Raw genomic sequence first — 20,866 nt, 5'->3', positions numbered from 1 at the left:
TGTTCGGGAGACCGGATTGAATGAATTCATCCAATATGTAATACAGCTGTTTCAGCGATACGGTGCGGACCTGGCAGCGCAAATCGCAACTTCACGAGCGGCAATCGGCGTCATGCCCGGAGGTATGGAGAATGTCGTTCCGGATTTGAAATCCGTCGAAACGGACCTGGTCAGCGCTTATCAATCAGGAACCAATACCGCGGCGGAATGTCTTCATACGCTATTCGAAAAGCACCGGGCATGGATTGCCAGGATGCGGGGAAAGATGTGCGATGCAGACGGGTATGAAGGTCTGGCTGATGCGTATAGGTCGCACCCGGATATCATCACGCGCATATGAAACGCTGAGCCCCGGATTCTCCAATTGGCTGTTCAGTGCAATGAAAAACCATGCGGGCCGGCGGCGCAAGGACCGCTGGCGCCGGCGGCCCTTATGGTGTTTTTCAAGCTCTCAGCAAATGGCTTTCCGGGTTGCCGTTTTTGTCAAAACCGGGATGCTGCCATTTCAGCAGATCAGCAATTGCCATCGGCCCGCTGAAGTAAAAGCCCTGGATCTGATTGCAACCCGCCAAATGTGCCAAATTGGCTTGTTCGGCGGTCTCCACGCCTTCAGCAACCACCGTCAGGTCCAGCGCACGGCCAAGACTTGCGATAGATTTCATCAGGTTAAGAGCTTCCACATTCGTCTCAACGCCACTGATAAAGCTTCTGTCGATCTTCAGCTTGTCAAAGGGTAGCTGACGCAGATAGCCGATAGAGGAGAAACCGGTGCCAAAATCATCGAGTACGATATTGAATCCAGCGCCTTTGAGGGCGGTGAGCTTTTCTCTGGCCAGACCTGGGTGGCTGACAACAATACCTTCTGTCAATTCAAGTTCAATGCGCGCCGTGTCCACACCAGTCTGCTCAATAATCGAGAGCAGATTTTCCACCAACAAAGGATCAAGCAATTGAACCGGCGACATGTTGATGCTCGCAATCATCTCTGGATTCTTGATCAGATCCTCGCAAACTTTTCGGAACACATAGGTTCCCAACGCGCCTATCAGACCGGATTCTTCGGCGATCGGAATGAATTCCGCCGGTGACATGGATCCAAGATTTTTGGAGTCCCAATGGACCAGCGCCTCGACCATTTCCATTTTACCGGACTGGGCGTTTACAATTGGCTGGTAGTAAACCTCAACTTCACCTGCATTCAGCGCAGCGCGCAAGGCGTCATCGATCTGCTTGTTCTTGAACAGATTCGATTCATATTCCTTGTCATAGACAACAGGCTCGCCTGTTTTCTGAGCTTTGGCCTGATACATGGCAACGTCGGCGCGGCGAACCACTTCTTCGCAGCTGGTTTGGCCTTCATCGGCAATTGCATAGCCGACAGAGACGGAAACCCTGAAAATACGCCCTTTAACCCGGAAATCTTTCTGGATTTCCTCTATGCATTTCTGCGCAACAGCATTCGCCTCAGACGCAATCTCTTTGCCTGTCAGCAGAATGTTGAACTCATCGCCGCCGACACGGGCGAGAAACGCATTGTCGGGAACAATGGCTTCCAGACGTTGGGCAACCTGGCAGATAAGATCATCACCGCCGGCATGCCCGATCGTATCATTGACATTTTTAAAGCCATCCACATCCAGGAAGATCACCCCCATTTCGCCCCTTTCGTTTGCGGCACGCGCCGATCGACGTCCAAGAGCTTCGATAAAGTGGAATCGGTTTGGCAGCATTGTCATGCTGTCAGTTCGCGCATTTTCGTAGGATTCAGCTTCCTTACGGCCCAGTTCCTCGGCAAATTTGTTGGCCCCATAGGCGACCAAAAAGCCAATTGCAGCGAATGAAATGAGCGCAGCCGACAAAGGCAACAGTGTTTTTTGCAGCAATTCAGCGCCCGGTGCCGGAGCAGTCCAGACAAGGTAACCCAACACTTCGCCCACAGGTCCGAGCAAGGCAATATGCTCTTTGTCGGGTTCAATGACGGAAGACAGTTTCAAATCATCTGTCAGGAATGTTTCACCAAGCTTGGTAATGCGCTCTTCATCGAAAATGAAACCAAAAATATTAGTCGCCAGCGTATCGAACTCAAGACCCGACGGATCGTCTGATGTAATGTGCGCCGCAGCGAGCAGAACCAGATGATTACCGACCATATCAAACTGGGTCAGGGCAACAACCTGATCGGTTGGTGTATTGTCAATCAGCTTACGCATTCTCAGAATCTGCTCAGGTGTCAGCAGCCCGGTCTGCGGGCCTTCAACTTCCTGGCCTTTGATCCAGCCATATTTGGCAGGACCAGATGGCGGCGCAACGACCGCCAAATCCAGCGCTGAGGAATCGACAACGCCTGAGCCGATATTGGATCTGACCCAATCCGCATTGTCCTCTCTGATGTTGTCGTAAGCATCCTGCCACCAGGAATAATCCACGGTGACCAATCTGAGAGTGTTATCAATAGCTTCCAGACCACCCTGAATCATCACTTGAGAATCGTTTTGGGATTTCTGGTTAAATTCTCCAGCCATCCAAACAAGCACCGCGCTGATCGTGAAGATTGTCGCTGCAACCGCTCCGAAGAGAAGCATTGTTATACGTCTGGTCAATTTCGTATTCATGTGACTTCCTCATTGGTCCGCGGACAAGACAGCCGGAGACTGAGATTCCATGAATCGCACAATAGATCCGGAAGTTACACATTCCGTAAAGGGCAAGCAGAGATCGCAAGTTCCTGTGTTTATCGTGAACATTGCGTAAACTTAGAATTGCGTTCAACATTCAGGGTTCGGGAGGCGCATTCAGGAGTTGGTGATTTCATCCTTGTTCTGTTGAACGATGTCCTGTGTTTCTGCATCCAGGCCTTCCACGTTTTCGGCTCCGCGCTCCATAGCGGCCATGGCCAGATAGCCATATTTGACGCGTTCGCGCGCACGTTTTGCAGCAATCTCCGGCGGAAGCGGCTCAATTCCGTGTCCCATCATAAGCCGGTTCATAAAGCTGAATTCACAGCACACTGCAATGGCATCATGCAATGCCTGTTCGCTCCAGCCTGCCTCAAAAACCGCATCTGCGTCGGCCTGAACCAGACGTGACGGCGTCAGAGTGAGTTTCTTGATGAAATGCAAAATGGGTTTCAGCTTTTCTGCAACCGGAGCTGTATCAACATTTTCCACCATTGCTTCCAGAATGGCCGGGTCCATACCGTGTTCCGTGGCAACTGCCTTATGCGCGCCAAAGCAATAGCCACAAGCATTCAGGCCAGATACGTAAGCGGCAATGGTTTCCCTTTCAGCAAGAGAGAGTGGCGATTCACCGCGCATGATCCCTTCGGCCAGCTTCGGCCAGTATTTATAGCGTTGCGGGTTGAAGCCCCAAGCATGAATGTTGCGGGCATCATCAGGCATTGAGGGAAAAAACGGCATTGGGACCTCGCAAAAAGAAAATGTATTGGTTGATTTGTATTATTGTTCATACAATAAAATAGAGATGATCTCAACCAAACTTCCATAGCCAATGCGTGGCGGTTGTTGCGAGCGCCCGCGCCAAATGGAGACTTATGCCAATGCCAAACTATCTTGTTCCTGAAACCTTCTCTCACTACCGCGATGACTGGCATTTCACGCCGGTCGTGGATACGGGCCATCTGGTGTTTCTGTCCGGCGTGACCGCTGCACATCCGGGCCGGGAGATTTCCAAAGACCCCGAGCAGCAGTTTCACGATGCGTTTGCAAAACTGAAAATCTATCTGACTGAAGCAAAACTGGACTATGACAACATTGTTGAGCTGACATCTTTTCATGTTGAGCTTAAGCAGCACATGGATATTTTCAGCGCCGTGAAAGATGTCTATATCAAAGCACCCTATCCTGCCTGGACAGCGATTGGGGTCACAGATTTCATACCGGAGAACGCGCTGGTGGAGATGCGGGCGGTGGCCTGTCGTTAGACCCCAAGTCGGCTGTGCTCACAATTGAGGATATTGCCGCTCAGGGCTGAAAAACAATCGCAGCCTGCGGTTCCCAGCTCAAAAACACCGCGTCCCCTTTTGCCCAGTCACGACTTTGGCTGTCATGCGGGACGCGAGTGGTCAGCGCATTGTTCAGATCTGACCCAAACACCAGGCGTACATGATCGCCGTAATAAATCGTATCAGTCACATTCGATGCAAAGGCATCCGCCAGAATTTCAGCATCGGCCTCGTTCACAAGACGCACCCGTTCCGGGCGCACCATCAGTTTCACAGTGTCACCAATCTGGAGAGGCTCCTTTGAAACCGCCTGCATATCTGCGTCGAAATCCGTCAGATGCACTGACACCAGACCGTCCTCGCCTGTGCCGGAAATCCGGCCATTCAAGGCGTTGTTCTCACCCATAAAGCCTGCAACGAATTTATTCTGCGGCGAACCGTACATTTGTGACGGAGTTCCGATTTGCTGAATCTTTCCGTCATTGAAGACCGCGATGCGGTCAGACATGGTGAGCGCTTCCGTCTGGTCGTGGGTGACATAAAGCATGGTGATATCAAGCTCGTGGTGCAGACGCTTGATCTCCAATTGCATATGCTCGCGCAATTGCTTGTCCAGCGCGCCCAGCGGCTCATCCATCAACACCATTTTCGGGTCAAAAACGATCGACCGGGCTAATGCGACACGCTGTGCCTGACCTCCGGAAAGTTGTCCGGGTTTGCGGTCGGCCAGATGACCAAGCTGCACAATATCGAGCGTTTTCTTCACTTTGTCCGTGATGTCAGGCTTAGCGACCTTGCGCATGCGCAAGGGAAAAGCCAGATTTTCTTCCACACTCATATGCGGAAACAAAGCGTAGTTCTGAAACACCATTCCGAAATCACGCTTGTAGGTGGGCACATCGGTAATCGGCTTGCCGTCGAATTGAATGGTCCCGGCAGACGGGGCTTCAAATCCGGCCAGCATCATCAATGTCGTTGTCTTGCCAGACCCGGACGGACCAAGCAGCGTCAGAAACTCACCCTTCGCGATATCCAGATTAAGCCCGTCGACGACATTGGTCTTGCCATCGTAGCTTTTGTCCACATTGCGGAACATGACAAAGGGCTCAACTGGATTGCTCATGAGGACTTCCTAATGTTCAGCAGGGCTGGATTTAAGACGTTCACCCCGGCGGCGAACCGCTTCGGTGATGAACAGAAATATGAATGACAGGACGACCATAATAACCGCTGCAGCACTGATGGTCGGACTCATGAATTCCCGGAGGCCGGCAAACATCTGGCGCGGCAGGGTAAACTGGCCGGGGCCGGTGATGAAAATGGCAATGACAAGCTCATCAAAAGAGGTTGCAAACGCGAAGATCGCGCCGGCAATGACGCCAGGCATGATCATGGGCAACACTATTTCACGAAAGGCCGTTACAGGCGGCGCGCCAAGAGACAAAGCAGCACGCAGAAGATTCATGTCGAAGGTTTGCAGTGAAGCCAGCACAGTGATCACCACATAGGGGGCGGCAATGATTGTGTGGGCAACGATCAGACCCCAAAGGGAGTTGGCAATGCCCACAATTGAAAAAGCCAGAAACATGGATGTGGCGGTGACAATCAGCGGAACGACCATCGGCAGAGACATGGCGCCCAGCACCAGCTTCTTGCCGCGAAACTCTGATGCATGCAGCCCGAAAGCCGCCATGGTGCCCAAAAGCCCGGCAATGAACATGGTTGCAAAGCCGACGACAAAGCTGTTTCGCGTGGCCAGCAACCAGCGCTCACTGAAGAAAAAATCTTCATACCATTGCAGCGAATAACCCGGCACAGGCAATGTCAGAACGGAACTTGATGACAGCGACAGTGGGAAAATCACAAAAATCGGCGACACCAGAAAAAACAGAACCAGGCCGGAAAAGATGGGTAATCCAAAACGCATCATGGTTTGATCCCCTCCTAAGCCCGGATGCCACTGCCCGTTTCAGGCAGCAGCTTTTTGGCAATGGCAATGGTTGCGGCCGTGAAAAGCAGCAGCAGGACAGCCAATGAGGACGCCATGCCCAGATTGATGGTCTGATTGGCATAAAAGGCGATGTAGTAGCTGACCATCTGATCCTGCAGACCGCCGACCAGCGCCGGGGTAATGTAGAAGCCAACCGACAGCATGAACACAATCACAGCACCAGCAGCAACGCCGGGCATGGAAAGTGGCAGATAGACGGTCACAAACTGTCGCCATGGCGGCGCGCCCAAAGAGGCCGCGGCTTTGACATATTCCATGCCCAACCGCTTCATCACGCTGTAAATCGGCAGAATGAAGAATGGCAGCAGCACGTGGACCATGGCGATGTAAACCGCAAAACGGGTGAAAATCATACGCAAGGGCTCATCCACCAGACCGGTGCCCAGTAGCGCTGCATTGATCGGCCCTTCCCTTTGCAGAAGAATGAACCAGGCTGTTGTTCGCACCAGAATGGACGTCCAGAAGGGAATGAGAACCAGCAGCATGACATAACCCGCTGCCCGGTCGGACAGAGTGCTCATCCAGAATGCAGTTGGATAGCCCAGAAGTACACATAACACCGTCACCCAGATGCTGATGACGAAGGTGCGTTGGAACAGATCGACAAAGATCGCCTGATCACTGGCAACTCTTTCAATGGCCCCGTCTATGGTGACGGTCAGGTCCATTGCCCGCAGGAGATAGCGCGCTGTATAAGGATTGGAGTTCTGTTTGATCAATTGCCAGATTTCGCCATCGCCGAATTCAGGAACCGCCTCTGGCAGGGTTACGGCATAGGGCGCTTTGAGCTTGTCGGCAACGCGCCGGGCTTTCATCATGGTGGAGCGGGTGCCGCTTTGCTCGAAATTGAGACGCCGGGTCATGGAACCGTAATTCCGGCCCTGATCGCCCTGTTCGATATCGGCAATAAGTGCTTCATAAACCGCTTCGGGCGGCGGGCTTTTCCCGTCCCACTCCCAGCTTTCAAGGGCAGACGTTGTGCGGGGAAGAGCTGCGGTAACTTCAGGATTCTTGATGGCTTTTATCAGCGTGTATCCGATGGGAATGATAAAGCCGACGCAAACCAAAATCAGCAGTGGTGCAACCAGCAGCCAGGACATTTTTGATTTGCCATTCATGGACTGGATGCCGCCTTTTTGAGTTGGCAGCACCCGGTGTGCCGGGTGCTGCCTGTTTTAATTTTTAAAGTCTATTACTGAGCTGCCCAGGATGTAAATCGGGCTTCCAGATCATCACCATTTGCAATCCAGAACTCTGTGTTCAGGAACAGGCCCTTGTCTGAATGGTTCAGAACCATACCCGGGTTCTTCGCCTGAATTTCCGGATCCATGTTGATCTCCTTATTGGCAGGAGAGGATGGCCATACATTCGTTTGATTTCTCAGCGGACCAGCGTCTGTGATGTAGTCAACCATCTGCATTGCCTGTTCGGTCATTGGAGAGCCTTCGACAACAGCCCAATAATCAACAGAGTAAAGCAGCGTGTTCCAGTTCATGTCGTAGTCGGCGCCTTCACCCATGGCCCGGATAATCCGGCCTGTGTAACCAAAGGCATAGTCGACTTCACCACTGCCAACGAATTGCAGCGGCTGAGCGCCGGATTTCCACCAGACAATATCGTCCTTGATTTCATCCAGCTTTGCAAAAGCGCGGTCAACACCTTCCGGTGTGGACAGAACGTCATAAACATCCGCACTTGCTACACCATCAGCCATCAATGCCACTTCAAGCGTAATCTTCGGACCTGTGCGCAAAGAGCGCTTGCCCGGGAATTTTTCTGTGTCCCAGAATTCCTGAAGGTTGGTTGGGCCTTCTGCGTGACGTGCCTTGTCATAGAACACGACAACACCCCAGCCGGCACCGCCGACACCGCATTCGTGAACAGCAGTTTCGATGATTTTGGATTTGTCGATGACATCGTAGTCAAGCTTGGCAAACACACCATCTTCACAACCGCGGACCAGTTCAGGCGCCTCAACCATGATGATGTCATAAGTGACATCGCCAGCCTCGACCATGCCATAAACCTTGGCCATTTCGCCATTATAGACATCATCGCTGACAGCGATTCCGGTACTGGCTTCAAATGGTTCAAAGAGGTGTTCACGTGCGCTATCCTGATAGCCGCCACCAAATCCCACAATTGTGAGATCACGTGCGTCTGCCACAGTCGGCAGAAAGGCTGTGGCCGAAAGACCGGCTGCAACCAGAGCAGCTGCCGTAAAGCGGGTTCCGAATTTCATAGTCACTCTCCTGTAGTTAACATTTGGGCTGGAAATGCGTAGATTGGGTTAAATGTATTATAAACGCTACCTTAATACAACTGGATTCTTCAAGCGCTGTCTTTCGGGGAGCCGTTCGCGGCGTCCGGCAGGGGTTTTTTCCCCCGCGTCTCTTGCGCAGTAAGGTCAAAAAGTATTAATGTTAGCATAACATAACATTAAGGGATTCCAATGTTAGATTCTGTGCTCAAGACTCCTGTCAATAGCGGTATCTTACCAACACCAACGGATGAGGCCGGGCTGCGGGTCTATGGCCATTATATTGATGGAGCCTTCACTGGCTCAGACTCCGGTTCCTACATTGAAAGCACAGACCCCGTCTCAGGTGAAGTGTGGTCAAAAATCGCACGCGGTACCGATGCGGATGTCGAACGAGCCTGCGCGTCTGCACAGGCAGCCTTTGAGAACCCTGAATGGCGCGGCCTTTCCGCCAGCGCACGGGGCAAGCTTCTGCGGCAGCTTGGTGATCTGATCCTGGAGAATGCGGACTGGCTGGCATCTGTGGAAATGAAGGACAATGGCAAACTGATCGCCGAACTGGGCAATCAGATGCGCTACATGTCGAACTATTATTATTATTATGGTGGTCTGGCTGACAAAATCGAAGGGTCGACCATACCCAGCGACAAACCGGGCGTTTTCAACTTCACGCGTTATGAACCACTGGGTGTGGTTGCCTGTATCATGCCGTGGAACTCCCCGCTGCCGCTCACCAGTCTGAAACTTGCACCCGCTTTGGCGGCGGGCAATACGGTTGTGTTGAAACCATCAGAGTTCACCTCCGCCTCGCTGCTTGAATTTGTCAAACTGGTGGAATTGGCCGGCTTTCCCAAAGGCGTTGTAAATGTCGTCACCGGTTTCGGGCATGAAATGGGAGAGGCGCTGGTGTCTCACCCCCATGTGGAACGCATCGCCTTTACCGGCGGACCGGAGGCTGGCCGGATCATCAATGAGCAGGCCGCCCGATCCATGAAGCGCGTCACGATGGAGCTTGGCGGCAAATCACCAAATATCATTTTTGAAGATGCGGATCTCGATCAGGCGCTGAAAGGTGCTGTCGCGGGAATTTTTGCGGCCTCCGGGCAGACCTGTGTGGCTGGATCGCGGCTTTTGGTACAACGCTCCATCCATGATGCCTTTCTGGAGCGACTGGTCACATTTCTGGAAGACATCAAGTTTGGCCATCCGTCAGATCCCAGCACCCAGATTGCGCCTATTTCAACAGCTCCGCAGCTCAAGAAGATCGAAGATTATGTGCGCATAGCCACCGAAGAAGGCGCGCGGCTTGTACGTGGTGGCAAACGCGCCAGTGTCGATGGCTATCCAAACGGCCTGTTTTACGAGCCGACCATTTTTGCAGATGTCGACAATTCCATGCGCATTGCACAGGAAGAGGTTTTTGGGCCGATATTGTCAGTTATTCCCTTTGACACGGAAGAGGATGCGGTGCGCATCGCCAATGATATCAAGTTCGGACTGGCTGCCGGTATCTGGACAGAAAACCTGGCGCGCGGCATCCGCATGACGGAGAAGGTTCGGGCCGGAACCATCTGGGTGAACAATTACCGCTCTACCAGCGTTACATCCCCGTTTGGCGGCTTCAAGATGAGCGGTATTGGCCGTGAAGGTGGCATTCCCGGCATGATGGAATATCTGGAGCTGAAAAGCGTCTGGATTTCAACAAATGTCGATATCCCCAATCCATTCATCAGACGATAGGGTCAACTGAAGACATAGTGCGCGCGCGTTAATGCTTTTATTTGTTAGCCGCGACCCATTGCGGCGCACCACCGAAGCGTTTCTCGCGGGACAGCTCAACCCGATATTCGAAAAATTCGGGATTGTAGGTCGCCTCGACACATTGGACGGGCCGATTATCTGCATCGTACAGAACGCGCCGGACCCGAATGAGCGGATGCCCTTCAGATAATCCCAGATGCCCGGCCTCAGCCGGATCAGCTGCAATGGCCGTCAGTCTCTGGTCCATGTGAATGATTGTGATGCCTGCATCTTCCAGCGCTGTTGTCACGGTCCGGTTGCCCAACTCGTCAATGTTCAGTTTGCTGGCTTCCGGCTCCGGCACGTAGACGCGGATGTGGGAGAAGGGTTGCTGGCTTTCACGTCTTGTGTATTCGATTTCCAGAACCGGGCCGATATCACCAATGATCTCATGCGCCCAATCCGGTAAGGTGACCGTTTGAGAGTTGATCAATTCAACCTTGGTGTTTTCTTCAAAATCTTTGATATTCTGGTCAAAGCCGCTGTAATTTGTCGCATCATCGGTTTTGATCGCGGCAGGATTGGCGAAGGTGCCACGCCCGCGAAAGCGCGTGATGAGATCCGCCTCTTCCAGCAACAGCATGGTCCGGCGGATAGTCACGCGGGAGACCTCAAACCGGAGGGCAATTTCCTGCTCACCGGGGAGCGGCGTATTTTCAGGAAAATCTCCGCGCTCTATTTCCTTACGCAGTATTTCATAGACACGATAATAAAGCGGTATGACGTCCTGGACGGAATGGTCGATCTTGGATCGTCCCTTCGGCTTCTTTTTGGTTTCTTTCAACATCACTCACCTGATTGAGAATTCAGAATGTATTCCGAACCATCGAAGGCACTGATAACATCAAGAGGCGACCGTTTAAAGAGCAAGTGTCGCCAGGGTTGTATTGAGATTGGGGGCTGTCTTCACGCCGATTGTGCGCAACAGCCACCAGGCACTGCAGATATTGGATGACAGAAGCGGCATCCCGGTTTCAGCAGAAGCCATCTGGATGGCCGGGACCGTTATCATGCCTGTTCCGCTTAAGACAACCGCATCAGCATTGGCTTTGCCGATGCCCGCAAGAGCTTCGGCAACCTCTTCAGTTGTCAGTTCGTAGGCACGGAACTCTTCAGACATTTTCCGGGTCTGGCACACCTCAACCCCTAGTGCTTCCCAATAGGCAACAGAGAGTTGTGTCAGCCAGTCAGGATAGGGGGAGACGAGCACAATGGATTTCGCGTCCAAATGCGTCAAGGCGCCTGAAATTGCCAGGCTTGCAGTTCCAACCGGTTTGCCAAGCTTTTCAGACAGCCGATTGCAGTTCTCGATATCTGCGTCCGGTCCGTTACGATAGGATGGGCCCGTCAGCCCGATCATCAGAGCGGCCAGATCAATGGCGCCAAAATCGCCGATCTTCTGTTCGTATCTGTCCAGATAAATATGGTTTCGCTCCTCCAGTGTCGTGTCGGGCATGGGACTGAAGCGCGAGAAATGAACGCCGACATTGGATGGCAGCAGGTAGCGTGTCTCCGGTTCCACGGTGGGATTGGATGGCGGCACCAAGACACCTACACGATGGTCCGGGGTCAGGCTTGTCATGTCATTAGCGGTCAAGTCATCAACAGTCATATCATTCACACTTTGTTGGATAGGCGTTCCGGGTTGGAAAAGCGTTCTGGATGGGACAGGCGCTCCGGCGCCATGTCGAGCATGGAGCTTGTCAGCAGATAGGCGCGGGCTTTAACCCGGTTAGACGCAGCGTCTGCAATGAATGTCAGCCAGTCATCCTTGCCAGTGACGTTTTTATCGGTTCGCGGCAGCAAGACGTCGCGCGCAATCCTGAGCCGTTCCTGCAGCACTTCATGAAATTTTTCGGATTTGCCATGATTCATGGCATCGATGATGGCATCGGCCACTGCATAAGCATCGTGGAAACCACAATTCATATTCATGCCGCCGCGTGTATTGGTCAGATGGACCGCGTCGCCGAGCAGGCCGATCCGACCAACCGCGTTGGTATCGCAGAGCATCTTGCTGGCGCCGTAAACATCAGTGCCCAGAATTTCCAGATCGGTGCTGCATTGAGGCAGAAACTCATCGACAATCGGGCGGTACCAAGCCGGGTCTTTCACCTCTTCGTCAGAGGCCCCTGGCGGAATTCGAATGATAATGCGCCAGCAATCCGGCATCTCCAGCAGGCTGACAGACCGCTTGTCCTGTGAAAAAATATAGGAAACCGGAGCCATGTCAGGCATTAATTCACCGAAAGATTTAGCAACTATCAAACGCAGAACCCGGCCGGGATAGACATGTCCGGTCTGCTCTAACCCGAGAGACTGCCTGACAGCGCTGCGCGCGCCATCGGTCCCCAGCAGATAAGCACCACTCACGGTCTGCCCGTCAGATGTTCTGGCCCAGACATGATTGTCGTCCTGACCGGTTTCTGTCACATCTGCATCAAAGCTGATCCTGACAAGATCGGTTGCCAGAGCCTTTTCCAGAAGATGGGGCGTTACTGCGGATTGTTCCAGATGAATGCGGTAAGGTGCAATGGTGTCGCGTTGCAGCACAGCCTGATCAAACTCGGCCAGAATGTTACCGCCGGTTCCCCGATATTGGATGCGCTCCGCCTTGCAGCCCTGCGACAGCATGACATCCAACAAGCCAAATTCCGCCAGTATTTCCAGGGTCGGGGGATGAAATGTTGAGGCTTTTGAAGCCTGGCTCAAGGTGGAACGCTTTTCAAGAATGTGGCTGCTTATGCCGTGATTGGCCAGCTTCAGAGCAGCCGTCAGGCCCACAGGCCCGGCTCCGCAAATAACGATATCCGGCTTTGAAACGTGAGCGCTCATTTAATCCTCTAGCCAATTCACTTACAAACATATGTATTATGTTACATACATACTACATATCAATCCGGCTCAGCAACCAGTTTCAGTACTTGGCGTCGCAATAATGTCGAAAAGACCGCATAGGCTTCTGTCTTCATATTGGCCCGCATGCCGCCGTGACCACGGTTCGCACTTGTTGTATACTGCCTGCCGGATAAGCTCTATCGTGACACTGAAATAACCGCTTTTGACGTTCGAAGGAGATTCAAAGTGAACCCGCCGGCCCCGTATGAATTGGATTTCACTGAAATCCTGATCGAATCAACCGCGCCGAAAGGTGAAGAGGTCGTCATTCATTTTGAAGGCCAAAACGGCAAACAGACTGTCAGGCGTGCGATAAAAAGCCACGATTTTCAGGACATTTTTGAATGCTGCCAGGGTCTTGCCAGCGATGTGTTCACGGCTGAATTTCGCATGAATTCTGCGGTCAGCCTCAGCTTTGAGATCATGAGCGACAGTGATGTTACGGTCTGGCACACTCAGCCTTCCTCGTTCCTGAAAATGCAATTGTCGATGACCATGCACTGGTCCTGTATCCACCTTCAGAAGAACTATAAGTCTTTCACGTCTCTCGGTCTGATTGAGTTGCCGGAAAAATATCAGCTTGTTGATGGCCGCCTGCCGCTTGGTGATACCGTCAGGCTGATCATGGATTCCATGAAGTCAGGCATTGAGTTCATGGGCATGCTGATTCTCAAACGAGATGAGATCGACCACCAACGGGAAGTTGAACGCGCTCTTTAGGCGTTCGATAAGTCCCGCCGCTTTCGCTTTTTGATTGCTTTAATGTACTAATGTTAATACATTATGGGCATCTTCAAATTGCGAGAGCCAGAATGCACCCTGCCGACAAAGCCTTTGACTATGGACGAGCTTACCGGGAACGCGCGCTTAAAAGCGTCGCGTTCGGCGTGTCCTCGACACCGCGCGGTCGCCAGTTGCCTGCACCGATCGTGGCCAAACGTGCGGAGGAAGCGCACATTTATGATGAAACCGGCGCGGGCTTTGTTGATTATGCGCTGGGTTATGGTCCGCTGATTCTCGGTCATTCTCCAGCTTGTGTGGTGGACGCCATCCAGAACGCGGTCCAGCTTGGCTTGCGCACCGCTTCTGTGCATACCGGCGAGGCGGAATTGGGAGAGTTGATTGCCGACACGCTGCCTTGTGCCGAACAGTCGGCCTTTGTCAGCTCCGGTTCTGAGGCTGCCCATTTGGCACTGCGTACGGCGCGTGCGGTTACCGGCAAATTGCCTGTCATCAAGTTTCGCTGCAATTACCATGGCTGGTTTGATAACATCCATTTCGCCAATGATGCGCAGAATGACGGCCCCGCTACAATTGGCCAGAATCCAGATGCCGCGTCTCATATGACCATTCTGGATTGGGGCGATACGGCCGGGTTTGAGGCAGCGATCTCTTCGGATTATGCAGCTGTTATTCTGGAGCCAATCGCTGTGAATGGCGGGTGTCTGTATCCACCTGCAGGGTTTCTGGAGGCCATCCGCCGAAAAACACAGGAACTTGGCGTCGTTTTGATCTTTGACGAAGTCATCACCGGCTACCGGCTGTCTGTTGGCGGCGCCCAGCAGGTGTTGAAGGTCTGTCCTGATATTGCTGTCATCGGCAAGGCCATGGGATCAGGCATGCCGATTGGTGCCATAGCAGGTACTAAAGAGGCTATGGAACCGATTGCATCCGGCCGCATGTTGCACCGGGGGACGTTTAACGGGAACCCCATCAGCCTTGCCGCCTCCATTGCCTGTATCAATCATCTGCGCAGCCATGCGCCGACGATTTACAATGATATTGATGCAATGGCTGCCGATTTGGAAGATCACGCCAATGCATGTGCAAATGCATCAGGCGTTACGGCCAGCGTCACAAGGGTTGGTTCAGCACTGCAGATTTTTCTGGGCCTGCCCAAAATCACCAACCTCTCGGACACGGCCCATATTGACAAGCAACTGACCGCACGGTTCGCTGCAGAAATGTTGAAACGCAATGTGCAGATCATTGCACGCGGGCTGATGTATCTGTCCAGCGCCCATACACAACAGGATATAGACCTGACCAAAGACGCCATGACAGAGGCCTTTGCAGTGCTCGGCCAATAGGCCCGAAGCGGCAGGTCCTGAACAAAAGGATTTTTTGATGCCGACAAAAGCGAGACAATATCGCGAGTTCATGGCGGGCGATGATCTCATCGTTTCCTGTGGTGCCTATGATGGCTACAGCGCCCGGCTGATCGAAAAAGCCGGTTATAAAACCGTTGCGACCAGTGGAGCGGCTATCTCGAACTCGCGAATGGGCATCGCCGATATGGGCGTCATGGGCCTTGCGGAAAATCTGGACCAGTGCCGCGCCATCGTGCGGGCGGTCAATCTGCCGGTCACGTGTGATGCAGATACGGGCTATGGTAATCCGGTCAATGTCTATCACACTGTCCAGGAATTTGAGGCCATTGGCGCTGTCGGCGTGAATATTGAAGATCAGGTCAGCCCGAAACGCTGTGGCCATATGAGCGGCAAAGAGGTGGTCGACAGCACAGAAATGCAGAAGAAAATTGAGGCGGCCTGCCTGGCGCGGCGCGATGATGATTTTGTCATTGTGGCGCGCACTGATGCGCTGGCCGTTGAAGGGCTGGAGAAAACACTGGATCGCATCAAAGCCTATGTTGAGGCCGGTGCTGACATGATTTTTGCCGATGCGGTCAATTCCGAAGAGACAATTGCCCGGGTGGTTGAGGCAGCAGACGTGCCGGTTTCGGTCAATATGGGTTTTGGCATACGTGCGCGGCCCACAACACCGCTCATTCCCCTGCCCCGCCTGAAAGAACTGGGTGTGCAACGCATCAGTCTGCCGCGTATGCTGCCGGCTGCGGCCATACGAGCCATGGAGACAGCTCTGAGCGTCATGCGAGAGGTCATTGAAACCGGTATACCGGTCGACCGGACAGATTTACTGGCTGGCATTGAGGAAATCATGGACCTTATGGACTATGATTCCGCGCGCGACCTGGAAGCCAAGCTCCTGACAACAGAAGCCATTGAGACGAAATATCACCGCTGAAACGAGCCCTGTCGATGATTGCTGCGAATACAGACAGATTGAAGGTTAAGCGGTTTGATGTAACCGGCCCTCGCTCCCACGCCTGTCTGGATTTGCAGCGCGTATTGCGTGCGCGCAAGCGGCCCCTGCCCAAATGTCTGATGGTTGTGCTGGAAAATCTGTTGCGCCAGCAGCTGAAAGGCGCCGATGTTTCAACGCAGATTGATGCATTGGTGAATTTGGGGGCGGATAGTGGCGAGATTATCTGCTCGCTGAAAGCCAACCGGGTTCTGTTTCCAGATAGCAGCGGCCTGCCCGCATTGATGGATTTGGCTGCTGCGCGCGATGCGATGGCTGCATCGGGTCTTGCACCTGAACTGATTGAACCGGTGGTGCCTGTTACCCTTGTTGTTGATCATTCGCTGATCGTCGACCATTCCGGGCGCATTGATGCGCCTGCGCTGAATGAAGCAAAGGAGATGGAGCGCAACGCGGAACGCTACGCATTTTTTAAATGGGCCGAAGCGGCGTTTGACAATCTGACGATCGTGCCGCCTGGCTCAGGCATTATCCATCAGGTGCATCTGGAAAAGCTGGCCCGTCTTGTGGCTCTGGATGACCAGGCACCGGGGCAACCTCTGGCCTTTCCGGAATTCGTGCTTGGCTGCGATTCCCATACGACCATGATCAACTCCATTGGCCTTCTGGGCTGGGGTGTTGGCGGCATTGATGGTGAAATGGCCATGCTCGGCAATGCCTATAGCGTGCGTATTCCGCGTGTCATTGGCGTGCGTCTGACCGGTGCCTTGCAGGCCGGCATCATGCCAACCGATCTGGTTTTGACCATCACCAACCGGTTGCGGGACTATGGTGTGGTGGGGGCCTTTGTAGAGTTTTTCGGCAGCGGACTTGAGGCGCTGTCCGTCGCGGACCGGGCGACTATTGCCAATATGGCCCCGGAATATGGTGCGACCATTGGCTTCTTTCCAATTGACAACAACACGATTGATTATCTGCAACAATCCGGTCGAAGCAAAGAGCACATCGCGCTGGTCGAGGCCTACGCCAAAGCATCCAGCCTGTTTGCCGATGCGGACGAAGAGGCTGACTATTCGGACATCCTTGAGATTGATCTGGCGTCCATCCGGCCAAGCGTTTCGGGGCCGAAAAGACCGCAGGATCTTGTGGCGTTGGATGCGCTTGCGCACTCTTTCCGAGAAACGCTCTCGACCGATACACAGAATGGCGGATTTGGACTGCCGCCGCACGCTTTGGAGAACAAAGCGACCATTACCCTTGCTGGCAAAGACCACACGCTGACCCATGGCAGCATTGTCATCGCCGCAATAACCTCCTGCACCAACACCTCCAACCCGACTGTGATGATCGGGGCTGGTCTGCTCGCGCGCAATGCAAGGCGTCTGGGCTTGACCGTTCCCGCCTTTGTCAAAACCTCCATGGCACCGGGCTCGAAACTGGTGCGCGACTATTTGCAGGACGCCGATTTGATGGGCCCATTGCAGGAGCTTGGGTTTCATATTGTCGGCTATGGCTGCACCACCTGTTCGGGGAAATCCGGCCCCATTAATCCCGTGGTTGCAGATGCCATCTCTGATCAGGATTTGGTCGCGGCGGCTGTGCTGTCCGGGAACCGCAATTTTGAAGGGCGCATACATAAAAGCTGCCGGGCAAGCTACCTTGCCTCTCCCGTCCTCATCGTTGCCTTCGCACTGGCAGGCAGGGTCGACATTGACTTTGATGCTGAGCCGCTTGGGTTTGACCCCGACAACGGGCCGGTCTTTTTGAAAGATATCTGGCCGGACCGGGATGAAATTCTGTCTTTGGTCGGCACCAGCCAAACGCCAGCGCGGTTCAATGCCAGCTATGCCAGCCTCTATCAGGGGTCAAAGCTGTGGCGCGATCTGGAAAGCCCATCTGGCCAGCAATTCGCCTGGGATACGCACTCCAGCTATATCAAACGGCCACCGTTCTTTGATTTGCCAGCCACAGATCTGCCCGATGAATTATCGAACGCACGGGTGCTGGTCATGGCCGGGGACTCTCTCACCACAGATCATGTGACCCCCAGTGGTGAAATTCTGAGCGACAGTCTGGCCGGGCGCTATTTGATGGATAGCGGCGTTGCGCCATCCGACTTTAACGCCGTCACGCAGCGGCGCGGCAATCATGACTTCATGACGCGCATTACGTTTGGCAATCAGCGTATGAAAAACCGGCTTGTGCCGGGCGTTGAAGGCGGATTTACCCGACTCACATCGGATGGCGATGTCCTGCCGATTTTCGATGCGGCCCAATGGCTGACGGACAATCACAAAAACCCCATTGTGTTGGCTGGACGTGATTACGGCATGGGATCGAGCCGGGACTGGGCAGCGAAGGGACCAAAACTTCTGGGCGTTCGGCTTGTGCTGGCACAGTCCTTTGAACGCATTCACCGGGCCAATCTGATCGGGATGGGTATCATTCCGCTGGTGTTTGTTGAGGGTCAATCTATCGACAGTCTTGGGCTTACCGGGTTTGAAACCTTCAGTTTTGCCGGTTTGAGCCAGGCTTTGGAAGGCGGTCAGTCCGTCGTCGTCACGGCAAAAGATGCATCAGGCAAAGACACTGTCTTTGACGCACAGCTGGATGTCAGCGGCATGCAGGAAACGGAATTGCTGCGGCAGGGCGGAATTTTTCAATCTCTTATTGCCAATGCCAAGGGCAAGAACCGCATCAAGGAGATGACCGAATGAGCTTTGATCTGTGTCTTTTGAACGGCAGCATCATCTTCCCCGGAGAAGGGATCCGATCCGGCACGATTGGCATCAAGGACGGTAAGATTGCGGCCATACTGGCTGCAGATCAACGTCCGGATTCACTGCGGGTGATAGACTGCCGGGACAAATGGATATTTCCCGGCCTGATCGACCCGCATACCCATATCGGCTTTGGCGACAAGGAGAATGACTGGGCGAGTGAAACACAGGCTGCTGCTTTGGGCGGTGTGACCGGCCTGATGAGTTTCTGGCGCAGCCAGGAATTGATGCAATCAGCAGCGGATTGGCGCGACGAAGCCCTCACGCGCAGTGTTATCGATTTCGGATTTCATTTCGGCATTACATCGCAGGCACATGTAGCGGAACTGGCTGCGGCCACCAAAACCCATGGCGTAACCTCTATCAAAGTCTATCTCATGTACAAGGGCGCGACCGGCGCGGCCAAGGGCTTTACCGAAGTGGATGATCATCTGCTGTTTGCAGCGCTTGATGCGGGATCAAAGGTCAAGGGCGGCGTGGTGGGTGTGCATTGTGAAAACACCGAGGTCATTCCGTTTTTTCGCGCCCCGCTCAAAGCATCCGGGCGCGATGATCTGAAAGTCTGGGATGAGCAATCTCCGGGTTTTCTGGAGACAGAAAATGTATTTCGCGTTGCGTTCTTTGGCGAGAAAGCCAATTGCCCGGTGAATATAGTTCACATGTCGACAGTCGAGAGCCTTGATCTGGTGCGCCGTATGCGTCACCGCAACCGGCCGCCCATTCATGTAGAAACCTGCATTCACTACCTCACCCTGCCCCATGATTCTGATCTGGGAGCCATTGGAAAAGTCAATCCGCCGCTGCGGTCGCAGGCCGATATTGATGGCTTGTGGGAAGGCGTCGCAGCCGGCGATATTTCCACCATTGGTTCCGATCATGTGCCGCGAAAACGGTCCACCAAAGGGCCGGATATCTGGCAGGCCAGTGCCGGTTTTCCAGGCGTTGGCCAAATCCTTCCAGTGCTGCTGGAAGAAGGTTTTCACAAACGGGATATTCCTTTGGAACGACTGGCAGAAGCGACCAGCCGCAATGTGGCCGCGCTCTACAGCCTGCCAAACAAGGGCTCGATTGCGCCAGGCTATGATGCCGATTTTGCCATTATTGACCCGGCTAAGGAAACTTTGATTGACGTCGCGCAATCGCCTTCCTTTTCTGACTATTCGGCCTATGAAGGCAAACGGTGCCGGGGTGCGGTCACGCATACAATATTGCGGGGACAGATTATTGCCGAGAACGGCAATCTGGTCACTGCGTCGTCACCCCATGGACAATATCTGCACCGCGCGTGCTGAAAGGACAAGACATGACAGAACGGGTTTGGGACAAGTTTCTGACCGATAAAGACAAGCGGATTTACCAGCTTGCGGGCTATGGCAAACGCGGTGGTTTTGGCACACGGCCAGCTCTGTTCATTATCGATGTGCAATACAATTTCTGCGGCAATGAACCTGGCGAGGCGCATGAAGAGGGCCTGAAACAATACCGCACCCATTGTGGCGAGGCAGGCTGGAAGGCTGTTCCGCATATTGAACGGCTGTTGAAGTTGGCACGGGCAAAAAACCTGCCAGTGTTCTATACCCAGTCAGAACGCCGCCCGGATATGATCGACAGCGGTGTGCAGGTAGGTAAAAATCATCGAGGCAGCGAAAAAACCAGTCAGGAAGGCGCCCATGCCACCCAGACAGTTGCGTCTTTGAAGCCGGAGCCGCAGGATATTCTGATCGGCAAGCGCAAGCCCTCGGCCTTTTTCGGCACACTCTTCATGAGCCATCTGAATTTTCTGGATGTTGACACGCTGATCATGACCGGCTGCACCACATCAGGCTGTTTGCGGGCGACAAGTGTGGATGCCTATTCGTTCAATTTCAAAGTGGTGATTCCGGAAGAAACCGCCTTTGACCGGTTTGAAGCCAGCCACGCCATGAATCTGTTCGATCTCAATTGCAAATATGCCGATGTCATTCCGGTGGATGACGTAGCGGATTATCTGCAGCAATTGCCGAAGCGGGAAAGCGGTGAAACGGCGTGAGACCGCAGTCATTGTATTGGACATTGCGAGGCCATTGAATTGATCTGGTGATCGGGACAGGACT

Annotated in this window: 18 protein-coding genes; 9 read left to right on the top strand and 9 right to left on the bottom strand. The window is 53.4% G+C overall.

Annotated features, from left to right (window positions below; genetic code table 11):
* Positions 1–16: 16 nt before the first annotated feature.
* Positions 17–340, top strand: coding sequence for a TipAS antibiotic-recognition domain-containing protein (locus RAL91_RS04740; protein WP_306260197.1), 324 nt, complete (start codon positions 17–19; stop codon positions 338–340).
* A 103-nt stretch (positions 341–443) separates the two neighbouring features.
* On the opposite strand, the gene RAL91_RS04735 is transcribed toward RAL91_RS04740, so the two are convergent.
* Both RAL91_RS04735 and RAL91_RS04730 read right to left on the bottom strand, forming a co-directional pair.
* Complete coding sequence (locus RAL91_RS04735; protein WP_306260195.1) at positions 444–2,612, bottom strand: EAL domain-containing protein; 2,169 nt, start codon at positions 2,610–2,612, stop codon at positions 444–446.
* Positions 2,613–2,792: 180 nt separating this feature from the next.
* The gene (locus RAL91_RS04730) at positions 2,793–3,416 is read right to left on the bottom strand and encodes a carboxymuconolactone decarboxylase family protein (protein ID WP_306260194.1); all 624 of its coding nucleotides are present in this window, start codon (positions 3,414–3,416) and stop codon (positions 2,793–2,795) included.
* 140 nt (positions 3,417–3,556) lie between these two features.
* On the opposite strand from RAL91_RS04730, the gene RAL91_RS04725 reads away from it, so the two are divergent.
* Positions 3,557–3,940, top strand: a complete 384-nt coding sequence (locus RAL91_RS04725; RefSeq protein ID WP_306260193.1) for a Rid family hydrolase — start codon at positions 3,557–3,559, stop codon at positions 3,938–3,940.
* 40 nt (positions 3,941–3,980) lie between these two features.
* On the opposite strand, the gene RAL91_RS04720 is transcribed toward RAL91_RS04725, so the two are convergent.
* The 4 genes from RAL91_RS04720 to RAL91_RS04705 form a co-directional block, all read right to left on the bottom strand.
* On the bottom strand, positions 3,981–5,084 hold the full coding sequence (locus tag RAL91_RS04720) for an ABC transporter ATP-binding protein (protein ID WP_306260191.1): 1,104 nt from the start codon (positions 5,082–5,084) through the stop codon (positions 3,981–3,983).
* 9 nt (positions 5,085–5,093) lie between these two features.
* The gene (locus RAL91_RS04715; RefSeq protein WP_306260189.1) at positions 5,094–5,891 is read right to left on the bottom strand and encodes an ABC transporter permease; all 798 of its coding nucleotides are present in this window, start codon (positions 5,889–5,891) and stop codon (positions 5,094–5,096) included.
* A gap of 14 nt (positions 5,892–5,905) precedes the next feature.
* Entirely contained in the window at positions 5,906–7,090 is a 1,185-nt protein-coding gene (locus RAL91_RS04710) for an ABC transporter permease (protein WP_306260187.1), read from the bottom strand.
* A gap of 74 nt (positions 7,091–7,164) precedes the next feature.
* Complete coding sequence (locus tag RAL91_RS04705; protein WP_306260185.1) at positions 7,165–8,214, bottom strand: ABC transporter substrate-binding protein; 1,050 nt, start codon at positions 8,212–8,214, stop codon at positions 7,165–7,167.
* A gap of 279 nt (positions 8,215–8,493) precedes the next feature.
* Between RAL91_RS04705 and RAL91_RS04700 the strand changes: the two genes are divergently transcribed.
* Positions 8,494–9,972, top strand: coding sequence for an aldehyde dehydrogenase (locus RAL91_RS04700; protein WP_371932522.1), 1,479 nt, complete (start codon positions 8,494–8,496; stop codon positions 9,970–9,972).
* Between the two features lie 37 nt (positions 9,973–10,009).
* On the opposite strand, the gene RAL91_RS04695 is transcribed toward RAL91_RS04700, so the two are convergent.
* The 3 genes from RAL91_RS04695 to RAL91_RS04685 all read right to left on the bottom strand — a co-directional run bounded on the left by RAL91_RS04695 (position 10,010) and on the right by RAL91_RS04685 (position 12,867).
* Entirely contained in the window at positions 10,010–10,819 is an 810-nt protein-coding gene (locus RAL91_RS04695; protein WP_306260181.1) for a GntR family transcriptional regulator, read from the bottom strand.
* Positions 10,820–10,891: 72 nt separating this feature from the next.
* Positions 10,892–11,644, bottom strand: a complete 753-nt coding sequence (locus RAL91_RS04690) for a hypothetical protein (RefSeq protein WP_306260179.1) — start codon at positions 11,642–11,644, stop codon at positions 10,892–10,894.
* Positions 11,645–11,649: 5 nt separating this feature from the next.
* Positions 11,650–12,867: an NAD(P)/FAD-dependent oxidoreductase gene (locus tag RAL91_RS04685; protein ID WP_306260177.1), complete on the bottom strand. Its 1,218-nt coding sequence runs from the start codon at positions 12,865–12,867 to the stop codon at positions 11,650–11,652.
* 249 nt (positions 12,868–13,116) lie between these two features.
* Between RAL91_RS04685 and RAL91_RS04680 the strand changes: the two genes are divergently transcribed.
* The 6 genes from RAL91_RS04680 (at position 13,117) to RAL91_RS04655 (ending at position 20,802) form a co-directional block, all read left to right on the top strand.
* Positions 13,117–13,650: a hypothetical protein gene (locus tag RAL91_RS04680; protein WP_306260175.1), complete on the top strand. Its 534-nt coding sequence runs from the start codon at positions 13,117–13,119 to the stop codon at positions 13,648–13,650.
* A gap of 92 nt (positions 13,651–13,742) precedes the next feature.
* Positions 13,743–15,020: an aspartate aminotransferase family protein gene (locus RAL91_RS04675; protein ID WP_306260173.1), complete on the top strand. Its 1,278-nt coding sequence runs from the start codon at positions 13,743–13,745 to the stop codon at positions 15,018–15,020.
* Positions 15,021–15,057: 37 nt separating this feature from the next.
* A complete protein-coding gene (locus RAL91_RS04670) occupies positions 15,058–15,975 on the top strand; it encodes an oxaloacetate decarboxylase (RefSeq protein ID WP_306260171.1) in 918 nt (305 codons plus the stop codon).
* A gap of 14 nt (positions 15,976–15,989) precedes the next feature.
* A complete protein-coding gene (gene acnA, locus RAL91_RS04665) occupies positions 15,990–18,710 on the top strand; it encodes an aconitate hydratase AcnA (protein ID WP_306260169.1) in 2,721 nt (906 codons plus the stop codon).
* Complete coding sequence (locus RAL91_RS04660) at positions 18,707–20,065, top strand: dihydroorotase family protein (protein WP_306260167.1); 1,359 nt, start codon at positions 18,707–18,709, stop codon at positions 20,063–20,065. Before acnA ends, RAL91_RS04660 begins: the two co-directional genes overlap by 4 nt.
* A gap of 11 nt (positions 20,066–20,076) precedes the next feature.
* On the top strand, positions 20,077–20,802 hold the full coding sequence (locus tag RAL91_RS04655) for an isochorismatase family protein (RefSeq protein WP_306260165.1): 726 nt from the start codon (positions 20,077–20,079) through the stop codon (positions 20,800–20,802).
* Positions 20,803–20,866 lie beyond the last annotated feature (64 nt).

This window comes from Pararhizobium sp. IMCC21322 (genome assembly GCF_030758295.1).
In the GTDB taxonomy this organism is placed as follows: Bacteria; Pseudomonadota; Alphaproteobacteria; order Rhizobiales.
This window is presented reverse-complemented; position numbering and strand designations above follow the sequence as displayed.